Source organism: Bradyrhizobium sp. SZCCHNRI3052 (assembly GCF_032484895.1).
Classification (GTDB): Bacteria; Pseudomonadota; Alphaproteobacteria; order Rhizobiales; family Xanthobacteraceae; genus Bradyrhizobium.
Genome location: NZ_JAUETW010000012.1, coordinates 76,775 through 95,618 on the forward strand (window position 1 = coordinate 76,775; position 18,844 = coordinate 95,618).

The following is an 18,844-nucleotide window of genomic DNA, read 5'->3' on the forward strand; positions in this document are numbered from 1 at the left end:
TCGCGCTCAGCTGTTTCAGAACGATAGATTATATGGGAGCGCGGGGCGCATCGACAACCCGGGCGAAAACCAGCACGCTGACCTCGGCCGCCTTGGCGCGCAGCAGAGCGCGGGCGCAGGCATCCACCGTCGCGCCGGTGGTCAGCACGTCGTCGACGATGACGATGCGGCGCCCCTGCACGTCATGCAGGCGATCTGAAGATACCTGGAATGCTCCCTGCACATTGCTGGTGCGCTGGGCGCGCGACAACCCGACCTGCTGCTCGGTCGCCCGCACGCGGCGCAGCGCATCACCCTGCATGCGGACGCCGCTGGACCGGGCGACCGCCCGCGCCAGCGCGCCGGACTGGTTGTAGCGGCGGGAAAAGCCGCGCCGCCAATGCAGCGGCACGGGCACCACGAGGTCGGCCTCGGCCAGCAGCTCGCGGCCGGCGCGCGCCATCCAGCGGCCCATGATCGGCGCCAGATCAGTGCGGTCCTGATATTTCAGCTGATGCACCAGGGTGCGGGCGACCTCGTCATAGCGCACGGCGGCGCGGGCGCGGGCGTACGCCGGCGGCGCCGCGATCGCTTCCATCGACAGCAGCTCGGGACCCGGATCGTAGACGAAGGGGATGCCGAGCTTCGGGCAATACGGCCGCTCGATGAACGACAATTTGCCCCAGCAGGCGGGACAAACGCCCTCGCCGTCGACCGGCTCGCGGCAGGCGATGCACAGGGTGGGAAGCGCGACGTCGAGTGCGAGCTTCGCAACGCGCGCGAGACTGCCATGCAGCGCGCCCACGGCTGCACGAAGTCGTCCGACGCTGATTGGAGCAAACGTCACACCCATGTGTTGAGGCTAGCGCCGCAACCCACGCTGCTCAAGCGGTGCATTGCCCGGCCACCAGGATCGGCGTAACCAGCCCCCATGACCCCGCCCGGCACCGCTCCCGTTCTGTTCGATCGCAGCTTGCTCGCGCTCAGGCTGCGGCGGGCTGCGCGCGCGCCCGAGACCTTCCTGCTGGAGCGCGTCGCCGAGGATATCGCGGATCGCCTTGCCGCGGTGAACCGGTCCTTCACCGCGGCTGCCGACGTCTGGACGCCGGCCGCCGGCTTGAAGCCGTATCTTTCGGGACGCCTCTCGCAGCTCGCGCATATCGCCGCGCCCGCCACCGCGGACGAGCGGCTGCCGTTGGCCGCGCAATCGCTCGATCTCGCGCTGTCGGCGCTGGCGTTTCAATTCGTCAACGATCTGCCCGGACTGCTGGTGCAGATTCGCCGGGCCTTGCGTCCCGATGGTCTGCTGCTGGCGGCGATGATCGGCGGCGATACGCTGACCGAGCTCCGGCAGAGCTTCGCCGCCGCCGAAGCCGAATGCGAGGGCGGCGTCTCGCCGCGTGTCGCGCCGTTCGCCGATCTGCGCGACATCGGCGGTCTGCTGCAGCGTGCCGGCTTCGCGCTACCCGTCACCGACGTCGACCGCGTCGTGGTCCGCTATGCCAGCGCGCTCGGCCTGATGCAGGATCTCCGCCGCATGGGCGCGACCAACAGCCTGGGCGAGCGCCGCCGCACGCCGCTGCGCCGCGCCACCCTGCTGCGCATGGCCGAGATCTATGCCGAGCGCTTCGCCGATCCCGACGGCCGTATCCGCGCCACCTTCGACATCATCTGGCTGTCAGGCTGGGCCCCGCACGAGAGCCAGCAGAAGCCGCTGAAGCCGGGTTCGGCGACGGCGAGCCTGGAGGCGGCGGTGAAGAAAGCAGGCCGCGACTAGACTTTCTCCCGAAGGCCGTGCCTTATAGTCGTCGCCTATAAAGTCGCACGGTATCGCCTGCCATGCTTACCCGGATCGACTACGTCGCGGTCTATGTCGCCGATCAAAGAGCTGCACTCGACTTCTATGTCGATACACTCGGATTTGAACTGCGGCATTGCTCGCCTGGCGGCATCATTAATTGGGGATATGATCTGACCGTAGGCCTGCCCGGGCAGCGCATGATGCTGCAACTCACCTTACGCCCGCCCGGCGACACCTCGCGCAGCACCCCGATCATGCTGAGCTGTACGGATTTGGAGCAGACCTACCACGCTCTGCTTGCAAAGGGAGTTCGCTTCCACTGTCACCTCAATGGCGGGCTTGAATTCGTGTCGTTCTACGATCCAGACGGCAATGAATTTTATATTTCCGATAATAGCCAGAACTGGATCGACGAAAACGCCCTTGCACGAATGAAACAAGGGGTTCCGGACGGGCCATGAACTCGCCCGGAGAAACGTCGCTGCGCGATCCTCACATCAGCAGATCGATCAGATGCGGCAGCAGCGGAATGTCCGCCGGGGGCATCGGGTAGTCGCGCAGCTTGTTCGGCCGCACCCAGGCCAGTTGCTGTCCCTCGCGCGCGGTGACCACGCCTTCCCAGCGCCGGCAGATGTAGAGCGGCATCAACAGATGGAACGTCTCATAGGCGTGGCTGGCAAACGTCAGCGGCGCGAGACAGGCCTCGCGCACGGTGATGCCGAGCTCCTCGTCGAGCTCGCGGATCAGGCTGGCTTCGGGGCGCTCGCCGGGCTCGAGCTTGCCGCCGGGAAACTCCCAGAGTCCCGCGAGCGTCTTGCCGGGCGGCCGCTGCGCCAGCAGCACACGATTGTCGGCGTCGACGAGCGCGCAGGCGACCACGAGCGTGAGTTTCAGGTCGGGCATGGTCCGATCGGTTTGAGAGGGATGCGCCGGTCCGAGAACCAGGTGCGCCTGTTGAGGGAATCTTAACCTAGGCCGTTTCGAGCCCGGTTTCCACGGTCGAAATAAGCCAACCTTAATGGCCGGCCGCGTATTTTCACGGGTGAACGCCATGGCCTCCTCATGGTTTGTTAGGCATCATTCATGCGAATTTTATCCAGCCTGCTCGGCCGCCTGCGGCGTGACGTCAGCGGCAACGTCGCGGTGACGTTCGCGATCGTCTGCGTCCCGCTGATCACCGCGGTCGGCTGCGGCGTCGACTACAGCCGCGCCAACCAGATGCGCGCCAAGCTGCAGGCGGCGGTCGACGCCGCCTCGGTCGGCGCGGTGTCCCGGACCTCGCCGGCCTTCATCGCCGCGGGCACGATGACCTCGGACGGCGTGATCGCCGCCGGCAATGACGATGCGGCGAAGATCTTCAACGGCAACATGTCGGGCACCTCAGGCTATACGCTGACCAGCCTGACGCCGGAGGTGAAGAAGGCCGGCTCGGTGCTGACCGCCACCGTGTCGTTCTCGGCCACCGTGCCGATGATGTTCATGAACATCGTCGGGTTCAAGACCATGACCCTGCAGGGCTCGTCGACGGCCAAGGCTTCGATGCCGCGATACATCGATTTCTATCTGCTGCTCGACAATTCGCCGTCGATGGGCGTGGCGGCGACGCCGGCGGACGTGACCAAGATGGTCAATGCGACCTCCGACAAATGCGCCTTCGCCTGCCACGACTACAACGACTCCAACAACTACTACAATCTCGCCAAGACGCTCAACGTGACCACCCGGATCGACGTGCTGCGCAGCGCCACCCAGCAGCTCATGGACACGGCGCAGCAGACGCAGACCTATACGAACCAGTTCCGCATGGCGATCTACGATTTCGGCGCGGCGTCGAAGACGATCGGATTGCGGGCGCTGTTTTCGCTGTCGTCGAGCCTGTCCAGCGCCAAGAGTGCCGCGGGCAACATCGACCTGATGGGCGTCTACGGCAACAATGATTCCTACACGGCCGACAAGGATACGCCGTTCACCACGGTGTTCCCCGCCATCAACAACGAGATCTCGACGCCTGGTGACGGCACGACCGGCTCGCCGCTGAAATACCTGTTCTTCGTCTCCGATGGCGTCGCGGACGAGAGCAACGCCTCCTGCCTGAAGCCAAAGGCCAGCGGCAATCGCTGCCAGTCGCCGATCAATCCGGCGCTCTGCACCACGCTCAAGAACCGCGGCATCAAGATCGCGGTCCTCTATACGACCTATCTGCAACTGCCGACCAACAGCTGGTACATGAGCTGGATCGATCCCTTCAACAAGGGGCCGTTCGGCCCGTCGCCGAACAGCGAGATCGCGCAGAAGATGCAGGCCTGCGCCTCGGACGGATTCTATTTCGAGGTGTCGCCGACGCAGGGCATCGCGGAGGCGATGAAGGCGCTGTTCCAGAAGGCGGTCGCCGACGCACGGATCGCGAGCTGATCGACTCGGCCCCAGGAAGCGCGCCGGCAGCTGCGCGCTTCCTGGCCGCGGTTGGTTGCGGAATCAGGATCGGTAGTCGCCGTTGATCGCGACATACTCCTTGGTCAGGTCGCAGGTCAGCACGCGGTCGCGGCCCTTGCCGAGGCCGAGCGCCACCTTGATCTGCACCTTCTGCGCCTTCATCGCCTCGGAGACTTCCGTCTCGTCATAGGACGGATCGCGCGCGCCCTTCGATGCGACGCGGATGCCGTTGAAGGAGATCGAGAGCTTGTCGCGGTCGGCCGGCTCGCCGGCCTTGCCGACGGCCATCACGACGCGGCCCCAATTGGCGTCCTCGCCGGCGATCGCGGTCTTGACCAGTGGCGAGTTGGCGATCGACATCGCGATTCTGCGCGCCGACGGCTTGCTCTTGGCGCCCTCGACGATGATCTCGACCAGCTTGCGGGCGCCCTCGCCGTCGCGCGCGACCTGCTCGGCGAGGTCGGCCAGCACGGCATTGAACGCCTTCACGAACGCCTTCACGCGCGGATCGCTGGCGCGGCTGATCTTCGGTGCGCCCTTCGCCGCGGCGGCCCCGGTGGCGAAGGCGAGCAGCGTGTCGGATGTCGAGGTGTCGCCGTCGATCGTCACCGCGTTGAAGGTGTCCTCGACGCCGGCCTTGAGCAGGGCCTGCAGCGCGGGGGCCGAAATCGGCGCATCGGTGAAGATGAACGACAACATCGTCGCCATGTCGGGCGCGATCATGCCGGCGCCCTTGGCCATGCCGTTGATCGTCACCTTGGCCTTTCCGAGCTTGACGGTGGCGGTGGCGACCTTGGGGAAGGTGTCGGTGGTCATGATGGCGCGCGCTGCGCCCATCCAGTCCTCAGGGGCCGCGGTGCCCGCCAACCCTTCGAGCACGCCGTCGAACTTGGTCGCATCCAGCGGCTCGCCGATCACGCCGGTCGAGGCGAGGAAGATCTCGTCCTGCTTGCAGCCGACCGCCTTGGCGGCGATCGCCGCCGTCAGGGCCGTCGACTGCTTGCCGGTCTTGCCGGTGAAGGCGTTGGCGTTGCCGGAGTTGACCACCAGCGCGCGTGCCTTGCCGCCCTTCAGCTTGGCCCGGCACCATTCGACCGGCGCCGACGGGCATTTCGACAGGGTGAACACGCCGGCCACGGTGGTGCCGGGATCGAGCAGCGCCAGCAGCACGTCGGTGCGGTTCTTGTAGCGGATGCCGGCCGCCGCAGTCGCGAGCTTGACGCCCGCAACGGCGGGCATGTCGGGGACATCGGTGGGGGCGAGCGGGGAGACGGCTGAGGACATCGGAGAGGCTTCCGGCAGGAATGAGCGGGAAGCGCTCTGTATCATCTCGGTCGTCGTTGTGGGAGTGGATGTCACTGCACCCACTGCTGTCATCCCGGCGAACGCCGGGATCCATAACCACAGGGTCCAGTTGGGAGCCCCGGTATCGGCCGCGTGCCTGTTTCAAACATCACGCGGTATGGGTCCCGGCTTTCGCCGGGACGACACCATTTATGACGCGACCATGTCCCGTCTCAAGCCAAGTAGCCGAGCCGCTTACTTCTTCGCCGGCTCGGCCGGCTTCGCGTCGGCCGGCTTCGCGTCCGCCGGCTTGGCGGCGTCGGCGGCCGGCTTGTCCAGGCGCTCGATCTTGGCGGCCTCGCGCAGCTTGCCGACGTAGTCGGCCTGGGCCTTGCGGGTGACGTAGGTCTCGATCTGGCCCTTGACCTGGTCGAACTCCGGCGGCTTGCGGCTGCGCTTTTCCTCGACCTTGATGACGTGCCAGCCGAACTGGGTCTTCACCGGATCGGAGATCTTGCCCGGCTCCAGCGAGAAGGCGACGTTGGCGAATTCCGGCACCATCTGCTCCTTGGTAAAGAAGCCGAGGTCGCCGCCGTCCGAGGCGCCGGGATCCTTGGACTTCTTCTTGGCGAGTTCGGCGAAATCGGCGCCCTTGGCGAGCTCGGCCTTGACGGCCTTGGCGTCGTCCTCGGTCTCCACCAGAATATGGCGGGCGTGGACCTCCTGCTCGCCACCGATCTGCTTGGCGGCCTCCTCATAGACCTTCTTCATCGCGTCCGGCGTGGTCGCGGCCTTGCCCTCGCTGGCCAGCAGGCTGTCCATCAGCAGCCGGTTGCGGGTGAAGGCGAGGCGCTTCTTGAACTCCTCGCTGTCGGCGACCTTCTTGTCCTCGGCCGCCTTGGCGACCAGCTTCATGTCGATCAGGAACGACAGCACGTTCTCGTCCTTGGTCGCCGGATCCATCTGCGCGAGGCTCTGTCCGAGCTCCTCCTCGGCGAGCGTCACGTCGCTCTTGCGGATCTCGGCGCCGTTCACCTTGGCCAGCACCGGGTTGGCATCGTCGGCGGCGCGTGCGGGCGCGGCAAGCAGGGACAACGCGAGACTTCCGGCGAGAGCGGTGGCAAGGCCGAGGCGCAGGCCGGTTTTCGTAACCGGGAACGACGTGGTCATGGAAAATCCTTGTTGAGAAGAGGGGGCTCGAGGGGGAGGCCTCAGGGCGGCCGGGACACTCGCCCAATCGCCGTGCCTTGGCAACGCGAAAAGTCTGTCAATTTCGTGAAATCGGCGACAGGTTGGCAACGACGGCCCCGCTGTCGGGCGCCGTTGACAACGTTCCCCCCCAGCCATATCTCTGCCCGGTCGCTTCAAGGGCGATGGCGCTTATTTTGCTGCGTTTTTGGCCGTTGAACCCTGGTTTGCCTGTCTCCCACTCATCTGGCGGACGCCGCCCGGCGCCGAAGGTCGAGGCTGGCGCGGGTGCTGCGGTGCATCACGTCGGGAACAGCAAACCCAAACCATGAGTTACGGCTGCAACGCAGACCCATAGAGGCAGGATTTCAGCAATGATCGGCGCGCTCGCCCGTAAGCTATTCGGCTCCGCCAACGACCGTCGCGTCAAGGGTTACCAGTCCCGTGTCAATGCCATCAATGCGCTGGAGCCGGAGCTCGCCAAGCTGACCGACGAGCAGCTCAAGGCTCGCACCGAGGAGTTCAAGAAGCAGCTCGCCGACGGCAAGACGCTCGACGACATCCTGGTCCCGGCCTTCGCCACCGTCCGCGAGGCCTCCAAGCGCACCCTCGGCCAGCGCCATTTCGACGTCCAGCTGATCGGCGGCATGGTGCTGCACGAGGGCGACATCGCCGAGATGAAGACCGGCGAAGGCAAGACGCTGGTGGCGACCCTCGCGGTCTACCTCAACGCGCTCGCCGGCAAGGGCGTCCACGTCGTGACGGTGAACGACTACCTCGCCCGCCGCGACGCCGGCTGGATGAGCCAGATCTACGGCTTCCTCGGCCTGACCACGGGTGTGATCGTGCACGGCCTCGACGATGCCGAGCGCAAGGCGGCCTATGCCTGCGACATCACCTACGGCACCAACAACGAATACGGCTTCGACTATCTGCGCGACAACATGAAGTACCGGCTGGAGGACATGGTCCAGCGCGGGCACTTCTTCGCCATCGTCGACGAGGTGGACTCCATTCTCATCGATGAAGCGCGCACGCCGCTGATCATCTCCGGCCCGCTCGACGATCGCTCGGAGTTCTACAACACCATCGACACCTTCGTGCCGAAGCTCGACAAGACCGACTACGAGGTCGACGAGAAGCAGCGCACGGTGACGCTCACCGAAGCCGGCATGGAGAAGATCGAGACCCTGCTGCGCGATGCCGGCCAACTCAAGGGCGAGTCGCTCTACGACGTCGAGAACGTCTCCGTCGTGCACCACATCAACCAGGCGCTGCGCGCGCACACGCTGTTCACCCGCGACAAGGACTACATCGTCCGCGACGGCGAGGTCGTGATCATCGACGAATTCACCGGCCGCATGATGCCGGGCCGGCGCTATTCGGAAGGCCTGCACCAGGCGCTCGAGGCCAAGGAGCACCAGCCGGTGCAGCCCGAGAACCAGACGCTGGCCTCGATCACCTTCCAGAACTACTTCCGGATGTACGAGAAGCTCGCCGGCATGACCGGCACGGCGGCCACCGAGGCCGACGAGCTGTTCGACATCTACAAGCTCGAGGTGCTGGAGATCCCGACCAACCTGCCGGTCGCGCGTCTCGACGAGGACGACGAGGTCTATCGCACCCAGCAGGAGAAATACGCCGCGATCCTCGCCGAGATCGAGCGGGCAAATTCGCGCCTGCAGCCGGTGCTGGTCGGCACCGCCTCGATCGAGAAGTCCGAGGTGCTGGCCGCCTATCTCAAGCAGCATGGCTACAAGCAGATCGATTTCGGCAGCGAGCGCGCGCTCGACAAGCTCTATGCGGCGGCTCGCGCCGGCAAGCCCGCGAAACTGTTCGCGGTGCTCAATGCGCGCTTCCACGAGCAGGAAGCCTATATCGTGGCCGAAGCCGGCGTGCCCGGCGCGATCACGATCGCGACCAACATGGCCGGCCGCGGCACCGACATCAAGCTCGGCGGCTCGCTCGAGATGCGCCTGCAGCAGGAGACCGCCGGGATCACCGACGAGGCCGAGAAGGCCGCCAAGATCGAGCAGATCAAGGCCGACATTGCCCGCTTCCGCGAGATCGTGCTGAAGGCCGAGGAGACGGTCGAGATCGAGCCCGCCAAGGGCTCGAAGGCGGCGAAGACCGTGACCAAGCCAGGCGGCCTCTACATCATCGGCTCCGAGCGCCATGAATCCCGCCGCATCGACAACCAGCTGCGCGGCCGCTCCGGCCGTCAGGGCGACCCCGGCCGGTCGAAATTCTTCCTGTCGCTGGAAGACGACCTGATGCGCATCTTCGGCTCCGACCGGCTCGACAGCATGCTGACCCGGCTCGGCCTGAAGGAAGGCGAGGCCATCATCCATCCCTGGATCAACAAGGCGCTGGAGAAGGCGCAGCAGAAGGTCGAGGCGCGCAACTTCGACATCCGCAAGAACCTCCTGAAGTTCGACAACGTCCAGAACGACCAGCGCAAGGTGATCTTCGACCAGCGCGTCGAGCTGATGCAGGACGAGAGCGTGGTCGAGACGATCACCGACATGCGTCACGCCTTCATCGACGATCTCGTCGCCAAGCACGTTCCCGAGCACGCCTATGCCGAGCAGTGGGACGTCGCCGGCCTGAAAGAAGAGCTGAAGCGCGTGCTCGACATCGACCTGCCGGTCGACGAATGGGCGAAGGAAGAGGGCATCGCCGACGAGGAGTTGCTCAAGCGCATTGAGACCCACGCCGACGAGCGCATGGCCGCCAAGGTCGCGCAATGGGGCCCCGACGTGATGCGCTACGTCGAGAAGACCATCCTGCTGCAGACGCTCGACCACCTCTGGCGCGAGCACCTGGTGATGCTCGACCATTTGCGCCAGGTCATCGGCCTGCGCGGCTACGGCCAGCGCGATCCGCTGCAGGAGTACAAGTCGGAAGCCTTCACGCTGTTCGAGGCGATGATCGCGCATCTGCGCGAGGCCGTCACCGCGCAGCTGATGCGGGTCGAGATCGTGCCACCGGAGGAGCAGCAGCCGGTGCTGCCGCCGATGCAGGCGCACCACGCCGATCCCAGCACCGGCGAGGACGAGATGGCCTTCGCCAACGTGTCACTCGTGCCCTCTTCGGGCGCCGCCCCGGTCCCGGCCGAAGCGCGCAACCCCAACGACCCCACCACCTGGGGCAAGATCGGCCGCAACGAGGATTGCCCCTGCGGCTCCGGCAAGAAGTACAAGCACTGCCACGGCAGGTACGCGTAAGCTCGGGTCGAGGTCTCTCTTCCGTGATGGCGAGCGCAAGCGAAGCAATCCAGAGATCCGCCCACGACTCTGGATTGCTTCGCGGAGCCTGTCATCCGGCCGCGCTTTGCGGGGACCGGGCGGCTCGCAATGACGCTTGTTGATCGAGCCGCGCCGAACACACCGCCGTCATCCCGGCGTACGCCGGGATCCATAGCCACCGGCTTACCTGCAGCGACACTTTGATAACTCCAGCATGTCGCGCTGCGTCCGGCTGAAACCATGGGCCAAGGTCCGCGCACAACGAGGCTATTGCTGTGCTTGCCTGCGGCTGTGCTGAAGCCAGCCTGATCTCCAGCTTCGAATCCGCGCGACGGAGCGTTGCATCGCACCGGCCTTGAGCTCGCCCGCGCACACAGCAGCCGTCAGCGCACCGTTGATCTCGCGGCCGACATCGGAGGTCTGGTCCTCGTCGCTGAATTTGGTGAACATGATGATATCAGCGCCCGCCTTGACGGCGGCGATGGCGGCGGCGGCCGGCGGCTTGGCATCGAGGATGGCCTTCATGGCGAGATCGTCCGTCATCACCACGCCGTCATAGCCGAGCTCGCGGCGCAGCAGCCGATCGATCGCACGGCCGCCGCTCTGGGTGGCGACGCCGCCCCATCGGCTTGAATGCGCGAGATGCCCGGCCATGATCGCGCCAGCCAGTCCCCGCCTGATCAGGCGCCTGTACGGCTTCAGCTCCGCCGATGACCAGGTGGTCGTGACGTCGGCGATGCCGGCGTGGCTGTCGGCGGTGGACGATCCATGCCCCGGGAAATGCTTGAGCACCGTCAGGATGCCCTGCCTTCGGTGCGCCCGGATGAAGGCTGCCGCGTAGCGCACCACCGTGTCGGCGTCGCGGCCATAGCTGCGTTGCCGCTGACCGATGATCGGGTTCGACGGGTTGGTGTTGAGATCGACCACCGGCGCGAGATTCATGTTGATGTGCAGCGTCGCGAGCTTCTCGGCGAGTGCCGCGTAAGCGCGGCGCGCCGCCGGGACGGAGCCGCGGGCGATCTCCGCGGCCGACGGCGTTTCCGCAAGGCCGACATTCGATCCGAGCCGCTCGACCGTTCCGCCTTCATCGTCGATGGCGATGAACGGAGGAGCCGCGCATTTGCAGGACCGGAGTCGATCGATCATCGCGGCGAGATCATCTGACGTTCCGACATTGCGGCCGAGGATCACGACACCGCCGATCAGCCCCTCCTCGAGATCGGACAGAATCTGCTGAAATCCGGCATCCGATGCCTTGGTCCCGAAGAAGCCGGCCATGATCATCGGGCCCACGAGCCGCGACGTTGCCGCTGTGTTGCGGCAGCCGGCGGCAAGGCCGGCGTGCCCCGAGTGCATCAGGAGTGCGAGGGCGAGGGACAGTCGGCCCAGTCGTCGCAGCATTGCGATCACGCCTCGCGGCTGTGGAGGTGACTCGCTCATATGCACGGGGTCAGATCGCCGCGAAGGCACATCTCAGGTTGTTGACAGGCTCGCGACCGTCGCCCCCTCGGCAATGGTCCGCGGCGCGGCATTGAGCTGCTCGATGGCAAACCCTGCCGCCTTCTTGTAGCCGGCCATGAACGCGTCGCGCTCGGCCGGTGGGATGACCTCGTCAATATTGGTGAAGGTCCCGCCGCAGCGCTCGTCGACCAGATTGAGCAGGCCGAACGGGCCGGCGCCGCGGTTGCGCAGGATGACAGCCGAAATCGGGCCGCACAGTTTCTCGTCATAGGCGGCGAGCGCGGCCGGCGTGACGCCGTGCGCGAGCAGGCAGGTACCGAGCACGCGGGCGTCGACGATCGCCTGGCTCGCGCCATTGGAGCCGGTCGGGTACATCGCATGCGCGGCGTCGCCCATCAGCGCGACCGGGCCATCGACCCAGGTCGAGACCGGATCGCGGTCGATCATAGGGTTCTCATAGGCGCCATCGGCGCCGGCGATCAGCGCGGGCACGTCGAGCCAGTCATAGGTCCAGCCGGCGAAGTGATGCGCAAACTCCTGCACCGGGACCTGGCGGAACCAGCCGGTCTGCTTCCAGCCCTCGGTGTTGTCCATCGTCACTTCCGCGATCCAGTTGATCAGCGCCAGCCCCGTCTTCGGGTCGGGATGCGAGATCGGATAGACCACGACGCGATGGCGGTGAGTACCCAGCCCGACGAAGGACGAGCCGGTGCGCATCGGCTTCGCCCAGGTGACGCCGCGCCACATCACTGCGCCGCCCCAATGGATCGGTGGTTGCGTGGGGTGCATCTGCGCGCGCACCGCCGAATGAATGCCGTCGGCGCCGATCAGCAGCCGTCCGCGCTGCTCGGATCGCGAGCCATCGGCGTGCTCGATGCGCGCCGTCACCGTGCCGTCCGCGTTCTTCTCATAGCCGCTGACGCGGCTGCCGAGCCGTACGCAATCAGCGCCAGCCCGCTGCACCAGCCGGCTGTACAGCAGCATGTGCAGCTTGCCGCGGTGAACCGCATATTGCGGCCAATTGTAGCCGGCAAGCAGCCCGCGCGGCTCGGAATAGATGTCGTTGCCGTTCAGCCCGACCAGCGCCCATTCCTTCGCGGGCACGCCGACCTGATCGAGATCGTCGGCGCCAATGCCCAGATCATACAGCTCGCGCACGGCATTGGGCTGCAGGTTGATGCCGACCCCGAGCGGCCGCATCTCGCGCACGCTCTCGTAGACCACGCAGGGCACGCCGATCTGCTGCAGGGTGAGTGCGGTCGCGAGGCCGCCGATGCCGCCGCCGGCGATGATGACAGGAAGGTCGGTCATGGGCATGGGTCCGTCGCACGTGAACTCGAAAGCTGAACGCGAAAGGAGGGGGCAAAGGGATGCAGGCACGGCGCTGCTGCGCGTGCGGATCGCCTCCCTTCGATCCGTCCTTGGCCAGCGTTGTCGGCTGGTCCGATGGAGAGAGGCCTAGTTCAGATGCCCGGCGGAGACAAGGGGAATGGGCATTCCGCGCGGCCGTGGTAGGCTGGTGCCATGCACCGTCCCACTCTGTTCCTCACCGCGGCTCTGTTGCTGCTCGGGCTTGCGAGCCCTGCCATGGCCTTTGACATCGAGGCCCATCGCGGCGGGCGTGCGCTGTATCCGGAGAACACGCTGCAGGCCTTCAAGATGTCTCTGGCTTTTCATCTCGTCACGCTCGAGCTCGATGTCGGCGTCACGAAGGACGGCGTGCTGGTGGTCTCGCATGAGCGACGGCTCAATCCCGATCTCGCCCGCGCCCCCGATGGCAACTACGTTGCGCCGCCGGGGCCGCTGCTGATCGATCTGCCGCTTGCGGAGGTGCAGTCCTACGACGTCGGCCAGATCCGTCCCGGCAGCGACTACGCCAGGCAGTTTCCGGAGCAGCAGGTGATCTCCGGGGACGTCCCGCCGCCGCGCATTCCGACCCTGAAGCAGGTGTTCGATCTCGTCAGGGGCTCTGGCAAGGATCGCGTGCGCCTCAACATCGAGACCAAGCTCGATCCAGCGCTTCCGAATGAAGCGCCGGACCCCGAGCGGTTCGTATCCCTACTGCTCGGCCTGATCGAGGCCGAGCACTTCACCGACCGGGTCATGATCCAGTCGTTCGACTGGCGCACCTTGCAACTGGTGCAGCAGCGCGCGCCAAGGATCTCCACCGTCTATCTGTCACGGCAAAGCGGCAAGACGCCCACGGTGTCGCTGACCGAGGCGACACGCTGGACCGCGGGCTTCAACCCCGCCGATCACGGCGGCTCGCTGCCACGGACGATTCAGGCGGCCGGCGGCAAGGTGTGGTCGCCCTTTTTTACCGATGTCACGCCGGAGCTGATTGCCGAGGCGCATGCGCTTGGCCTGGAGGTCGTGGTCTGGACGGTCAATAAGCCCGCGGACATTGCGCAACTGATCGATGACGGCGTCGACGGCATCATCTCCGACCGGCCGGATGTGCTGCGCAAGGTTGCTGCCGACAAGGGGGTGGCAAATCCAACGGGTGAGCTGCGGCTGCAATCGACGAAGCCAAGGGCGCATCCGGACTAGCGGAGCCGAGAGCTCTCACGCGTCGGAATCCGTGGCTCCTGACAGGATCATAGGCGATGAGTCGCGGCATAGACAGTCGGCTCCCTCTCCTCGTTCTGACGAGGGAGGAGGCCGGGGTGAGGCGCCGCCGCGCGGGGATACTTTGTTGTCCGACCTGTCGTCACTTCCCCCTGACTGCACGTTCGATGCATCCGGACACCCAAGCACCGTTCGAGCCAGCCTGGTCAAGCCACCAGCCGTTTGGTCATGAACAGGCTGAGCGGATCGAGTCGGTAGATCCCGAACGGCCCGCAATCCTGATAGCCGGAGCTGCGATAGAGCTGGATCGCCTGCGGCTGTCTGATGCCCACTTCGAGGCTCACGCGGCCAAGCCCGCGACCTTGGGCCTCGTCTTCCAACGTCATGAGGAGCCTGCGTCCGAGCCCACAGCCGCGGGCGGTTTCGCGAACGAACAATCGCTTGATCTCGGCGTGTCCTGGACCAATGAGCCGAAGGGCGATCGATCCGAGCAGCGTCCCGTCACGACGGGCGGCAAAAAATGCGGCCCCGGGCACCGAAAGCGCGTGGGCATCGACGGGATGATTGCTTTCAGCAGGGTATAGCGTCCGCAGAAAGGCATTGGCCTCCGCGATGAGGTCGGCCACATCAGCCTGTCTGGCATCTTCGATCGCGATGGTGATGTCGGTTGGGTTCATCGCCCCGGCCTGGCAAACGTGACGAAACGCGTCAGCATCGTGCCAGAGCACCACCGTCTCGATCAAATGCCGAGACGGCTGTCTCACCCGGAATCGCGGCTCACCCCATCACCACCTCGTGCCGGATCACGAACGGCGCCAGCAATGTGTGCACCTCGTTCTCGACCGCCTCGCGGGTCTCCGCAGGCACGTTGCGCAACGTCACCGTGGCGATGCTGCCGTGGCTGCCGTGCGGGCCGACCTTGACGCTGCAATCGATGCCGCGGTCGGTCAGTTGCGACAACACCTTGGCGAAAACCCGCGTCGCGGCGTCCCAGCGCAGTTGCGGCTTGAACACCTTGCCGACGCCGGTCACCGGCATCGGGTCGATCGGGATGATCTGCACCGGCACCGCGGCGCGCTCGGGCGTGCGGGCGCGGACCCAGTCTTCCAGCTCGCCCGGCTGCACGCTCGCGCCCGGCTTGAGCTGGACGTAGCCGATCGGCAGCTCGCCGGCATAGGCGTCGGGCTGGCCGACCACGGCGGCGAAGCCGACGGCCGGATGCTGGAACAGGATCTCCTCGATCGGCGCCGGATCGATGTTGTGGCCGCCGCGGATGACGAGATCCTTGGCGCGGCCGGTGATCCACAGGAAGCCATCGGCATCGAGCCGGCCGAGATCGCCGGAATTGACCCAATGCCCCTGGACGAAGGCGCCCTTGTTGTGGGCGTCGTCGAGATAGCCGGAAAACACGCCGGGCCCGGCCATGATGACGACGCCGATCTCGTCTACGGCGCAATCGCGCTCGTAACGCCCATCGGCATCGAGCTTGACGATGCGCACTTTGGCGTAAGGCAGCGGCAGGCCGACCGAGCCGAGCCGGATCGGCTGGTCCGGGTAGGCCATGGTGTGCACGCTGGCGGTCTCGGTCATGCCGTAGACCTCGATCACCGGCAGCTTCAGCTTGTCCATGATCGCCTGCCCCACGGCGACAGGGATGGCCGAGCCGCCGCCTGCTGCGTAGCGCAGGCTGGAGATGTCGGCGGCGCCTTGCGGCACCGCGAGCGTCGCCGCCAGCACGGTCGGCACGCTCGACAGCGTCTCCGGTTTGAAGCGTTCGACCAGGCCCCAGATGTTGCGCACCGCATTCGGATTGCGCCAGCCGGCGCCCGACAGCACGACGAGGGACCCGCCCGCCGACAGCGTCTGCAGCGCCTGGGTCAGCGATCCCCCGACATGGAATAGCGGCATGCCGAACAGCAAGGTGCCGCCGGGCTTGGCCTTCAGGACCAGGTTGATCCCCCAGGCCTGATAGACTTGGTTGCCATGGCTGTGGCGCACCAGCTTCGGCGTGCCGGTCGTGCCGCCGGTGTGGAAATAGGCGGCGGTGTCGCTGGCCTTGATCTGCCGGCCGCTGACGAGGTGGTCGCTCGGCTGCGCTCCGATCAGGTCGTTGAACGCGTGAATGCCGTTGGCGGGGTCACCGCCGCCGCCATGCACCTGCACGATCGCCTTGAGGTGCTTGAGGCCGCCGCGCACCTTCTCGACCTTCTGCCAGATGTCGGTGCCGGGCAGGGGGCCGAGCGCCACCAGCACCTTGGTCCTGGCGGCATCGAGAATCTCGGCGATCTGGTGCGGCTCGAGCAGCGGATTGACCGGGTTGGCGATGCCGGCGGCCTCGGCGCCGAACAGCGTGACGAAGGCGTCGGGCACCAAAGGCAGCATGAAGCTGACGACGTCGTCGGGGCCGACGCCGAGCGCATGAAACATGTTCGCCGCCTGCGTCACCCGGGCGATGAAGTCGCGATAGGAGATCACGACCGGCGTGTCGGCCGGATCGGCGTTGGGCAGAAACTGGATCGCCGGCGCATCCGGATTGACCGAGGCGCCGCACTTCAACGCCTCATAGGTGCTCTGCGCGGCGATCCGTTCGCCATACGGCGTCTGCTCGAAGGCGCGGATGTCAGCGGTGCTTGCGAATGTCGGATAATCGCTGCCGATGGCGCGATCGAGCAGGTGAATGCCCATGGCCTGTCCTCCCTGTGTCGTGTCCTCGTCCGGTCGATTGCGGCCGGCGACCGCGCGCGGGCTCTATGCGGCCCGTTCGTCGCGATCGTCACAGGACAGGATGAGGGAGGATTCGTCTTGCGTCTATCCCGGCGTTGCCGGGGCGGACCGCCCGGTTTGCCGCAGGCGAGGAGACGAGGCGTGGTCAAGTCGTCTTGATGCGACGCGAAGACCGCTCCGATTTCCGCGTCATTGCGAGCGCAGCGAAGCAATCCAGGGTGGTGGGCGGGGCTCTGGATTGCTTCGCTGCGCTCGCAATGACGGGAGGATAGAGCTTAGCCCTGAATGTCGGCAGCGCAGCGTGCCTCAGCTCGCCGCGTCGATCAGATTTTCCAAGAGCCGCTTCAGCTCGCCGGTGGCCTTGTCGCCGTAGTTCTCCAGGATGTGCGCCTCCTGGCTGGCGGCCAGCGAGTTCAGCCGCTTGCATAGCGCCTTGCCATGATCGCTGATGAACATCAGCACCTTGCGCCGGTCGTGGGCGTCCTGGCGGCGGTAGACCAGCGAGTCGGAGACCATGCGGTCGATCATCTTGGTAAGGGTCGGGTGGTTCAGCAGGACCGCGTCGGCGAGATCGCCCATCGAGTGCCCCTCGCCGTCGGAGAGCACCTTGAGGATGCGCCACTGCTCGACGGGCACGCCCTCGGTGCTCAGGCGTGACTCCAGCTGCCGGTTGATCTCCCGGTTGGCCTGCGCGAGCAGGTAGGCGAGATGTTCGGTGAGGGGGCTGTTAGGATGGGGCGGTTTGGCCACGGTGAACTTCGCTTGCGGTCCCGACTTGAATGAATGTCCGGCAGTAGCTGCCCGATCTATATGCATCCCAATTCTTGAACATTCAACATTTTCGAATAGGATATTTGCCGAACGCGTGCTGATTTTGACGGCGTATGACCGCCGGCCCACAATGGGCCAGGCACGGTTGCGGCCAAGGAGTGGGTGTGCTCTCGACAGGATCTGTCACGGCCGGGCGTCTCCGTCTGCCGCCATCCCTGCTGTTCAGGAGCCCGCCCCGGCGGGCCGGCCTTCCTGCACTCGCCCCCTTCGATCCTGACCGTATCCAGCGGCGCGGCTCCCAGAACAGGCTGCGCATCGGCAACTTCCTCACCTTCTCCGGGTCACCCGGCATCTGGGGGCCGGCCGCGACCAACAGCGCGCTGCTCGCGGTGTCCGACATCAACCGCCACGGTGGCATTCTCGGGCGCGAGATCGAGTTGTCGTTCTACGATTCCGGCGGGCCGGCGGACGAGGTGGCCGAGCGCGCCAGGGACGCGCTCGAATTCGACGACATCGACGTGGTCATGGGCTCGCATATCAGCGCGGTGAGGCTGGCGCTGCGCCGGCTCACCCGCGGGCGCATCCCGTATGTGTATACGCCGGTCTATGAAGGCGGCGAGCGCACGCCCGGCGTGATGGCGATCGGCGAGACGCCGCACAGCCAGACGCGCCCCGCCATCCACTGGCTGGCGGAGAACAAGCGCGCCCGGCGCTGGTATCTGATCGGCAGCGACTATGTCTGGCCGTGGCAGTCGCACCTCCAGACCAAGACCTTCATCACCGAGGCCGGCGGCCAGGTGGTCGGCGAGGAGTTCGTGCCGGTGGGCGAGGATGACCACGAGGCGCATCTGGCGCGGATCCGCGCCGCCAGGCCCGATGTCGTGCTGATCTCGCTGATCGGCACCGACAGCATTACCTTCAATCGCGCCTTCGGCGAGTCGGGCCTCGCCGCGACCACCCTGCGTCTCGCCGGCGCGGTGGACGAAACGGTGCTGCTCGGCATCGGCGCCGACAACACCGAGAACCTGTATTCGGCCTCCGGCTATTTCAGCTGCATCGGCTCCAAGGCCAATGACGCGTTCATGAGCCGCTACACCGCGATGTTCGGCGCCGATGCGCCGCCGGTCGGATCGGTCGGCCAGTCGAACTACGAGGGCCTGCGCTTTCTCAAGGCGGCCGCCGAGCGCGCCGGCTCGCTGTCCCTGCAACCGCTCGCTGCCGCCGGCCGCAACATCGTCTATTCCGGCGCGCGCGGCGAGGTGACGATCCGGCAGGGCCGCGCCGGCATGGCGATGCATCTCGCCGCGGCCGACGGGCTGGACTTCAAGATCATCCGCACGTTCTGAGTAACGCTGCGCCGAGCTTGGCCGGGCTGCGTGCCGCGGTC

Annotated in this window: 15 protein-coding genes; 6 read left to right on the plus strand and 9 right to left on the minus strand. The window is 66.2% G+C overall.

Annotated features, from left to right (window positions below; translation table 11 throughout):
- Positions 1-28: 28 nt before the first annotated feature.
- A complete protein-coding gene (locus QW887_RS27100) occupies positions 29-832 on the minus strand; it encodes a ComF family protein (protein WP_316195419.1) in 804 nt (267 codons plus the stop codon).
- A 78-nt stretch (positions 833-910) separates the two neighbouring features.
- Here QW887_RS27100 and QW887_RS27105 point away from each other — a divergent pair, with 78 nt between their 5' ends.
- Positions 911-1,756, plus strand: coding sequence for a methyltransferase domain-containing protein (locus QW887_RS27105; protein ID WP_316195421.1), 846 nt, complete (start codon positions 911-913; stop codon positions 1,754-1,756).
- A 62-nt stretch (positions 1,757-1,818) separates the two neighbouring features.
- Positions 1,819-2,241: a VOC family protein gene (locus QW887_RS27110; RefSeq protein ID WP_316195422.1), complete on the plus strand. Its 423-nt coding sequence runs from the start codon at positions 1,819-1,821 to the stop codon at positions 2,239-2,241.
- Between the two features lie 31 nt (positions 2,242-2,272).
- On the opposite strand, the gene QW887_RS27115 is transcribed toward QW887_RS27110, so the two are convergent.
- Complete coding sequence (locus tag QW887_RS27115; protein ID WP_172184528.1) at positions 2,273-2,683, minus strand: (deoxy)nucleoside triphosphate pyrophosphohydrolase; 411 nt, start codon at positions 2,681-2,683, stop codon at positions 2,273-2,275.
- Between the two features lie 180 nt (positions 2,684-2,863).
- Here QW887_RS27115 and QW887_RS27120 point away from each other — a divergent pair, with 180 nt between their 5' ends.
- On the plus strand, positions 2,864-4,192 hold the full coding sequence (locus QW887_RS27120; RefSeq protein WP_316174461.1) for a TadE/TadG family type IV pilus assembly protein: 1,329 nt from the start codon (positions 2,864-2,866) through the stop codon (positions 4,190-4,192).
- Between the two features lie 63 nt (positions 4,193-4,255).
- Here QW887_RS27120 and argJ read toward each other — a convergent pair whose 3' ends face one another.
- Together argJ and QW887_RS27130 are read right to left on the minus strand one after the other, a co-directional pair.
- Positions 4,256-5,497, minus strand: coding sequence for a bifunctional glutamate N-acetyltransferase/amino-acid acetyltransferase ArgJ (argJ, locus tag QW887_RS27125; protein WP_316195425.1), 1,242 nt, complete (start codon positions 5,495-5,497; stop codon positions 4,256-4,258).
- A gap of 255 nt (positions 5,498-5,752) precedes the next feature.
- Complete coding sequence (locus QW887_RS27130; protein ID WP_315715204.1) at positions 5,753-6,667, minus strand: peptidylprolyl isomerase; 915 nt, start codon at positions 6,665-6,667, stop codon at positions 5,753-5,755.
- A 392-nt stretch (positions 6,668-7,059) separates the two neighbouring features.
- On the opposite strand from QW887_RS27130, the gene secA reads away from it, so the two are divergent.
- Entirely contained in the window at positions 7,060-9,912 is a 2,853-nt protein-coding gene (secA, locus tag QW887_RS27135) for a preprotein translocase subunit SecA (protein WP_315715205.1), read from the plus strand.
- A gap of 288 nt (positions 9,913-10,200) precedes the next feature.
- Here the strand turns inward: secA and QW887_RS27140 are convergent, their stop codons facing one another.
- Together QW887_RS27140 and QW887_RS27145 are read right to left on the minus strand one after the other, a co-directional pair.
- Complete coding sequence (locus QW887_RS27140) at positions 10,201-11,334, minus strand: glycoside hydrolase family 3 N-terminal domain-containing protein (protein ID WP_315825532.1); 1,134 nt, start codon at positions 11,332-11,334, stop codon at positions 10,201-10,203.
- 72 nt (positions 11,335-11,406) lie between these two features.
- Positions 11,407-12,705, minus strand: a complete 1,299-nt coding sequence (locus QW887_RS27145) for a flavin-dependent oxidoreductase (protein ID WP_316170992.1) — start codon at positions 12,703-12,705, stop codon at positions 11,407-11,409.
- 213 nt (positions 12,706-12,918) lie between these two features.
- Between QW887_RS27145 and QW887_RS27150 the strand changes: the two genes are divergently transcribed.
- Positions 12,919-13,944: a glycerophosphodiester phosphodiesterase gene (locus tag QW887_RS27150; RefSeq protein WP_316195428.1), complete on the plus strand. Its 1,026-nt coding sequence runs from the start codon at positions 12,919-12,921 to the stop codon at positions 13,942-13,944.
- A gap of 224 nt (positions 13,945-14,168) precedes the next feature.
- Here the strand turns inward: QW887_RS27150 and QW887_RS27155 are convergent, their stop codons facing one another.
- From QW887_RS27155 to QW887_RS27165, 3 genes are all read right to left on the minus strand, one after another.
- Positions 14,169-14,639, minus strand: a complete 471-nt coding sequence (locus QW887_RS27155; RefSeq protein ID WP_316195489.1) for a GNAT family N-acetyltransferase — start codon at positions 14,637-14,639, stop codon at positions 14,169-14,171.
- 100 nt (positions 14,640-14,739) lie between these two features.
- Positions 14,740-16,647 (minus strand): acyl-CoA synthetase, encoded by a 1,908-nt coding sequence (locus tag QW887_RS27160; RefSeq protein WP_316195429.1) that lies wholly within the window; start codon positions 16,645-16,647, stop codon positions 14,740-14,742.
- Positions 16,648-16,992: 345 nt separating this feature from the next.
- Complete coding sequence (locus QW887_RS27165) at positions 16,993-17,436, minus strand: MarR family winged helix-turn-helix transcriptional regulator (RefSeq protein WP_315715212.1); 444 nt, start codon at positions 17,434-17,436, stop codon at positions 16,993-16,995.
- Between the two features lie 185 nt (positions 17,437-17,621).
- Here QW887_RS27165 and QW887_RS27170 point away from each other — a divergent pair, with 185 nt between their 5' ends.
- On the plus strand, positions 17,622-18,803 hold the full coding sequence (locus QW887_RS27170; RefSeq protein ID WP_316195431.1) for a substrate-binding domain-containing protein: 1,182 nt from the start codon (positions 17,622-17,624) through the stop codon (positions 18,801-18,803).
- Positions 18,804-18,844 lie beyond the last annotated feature (41 nt).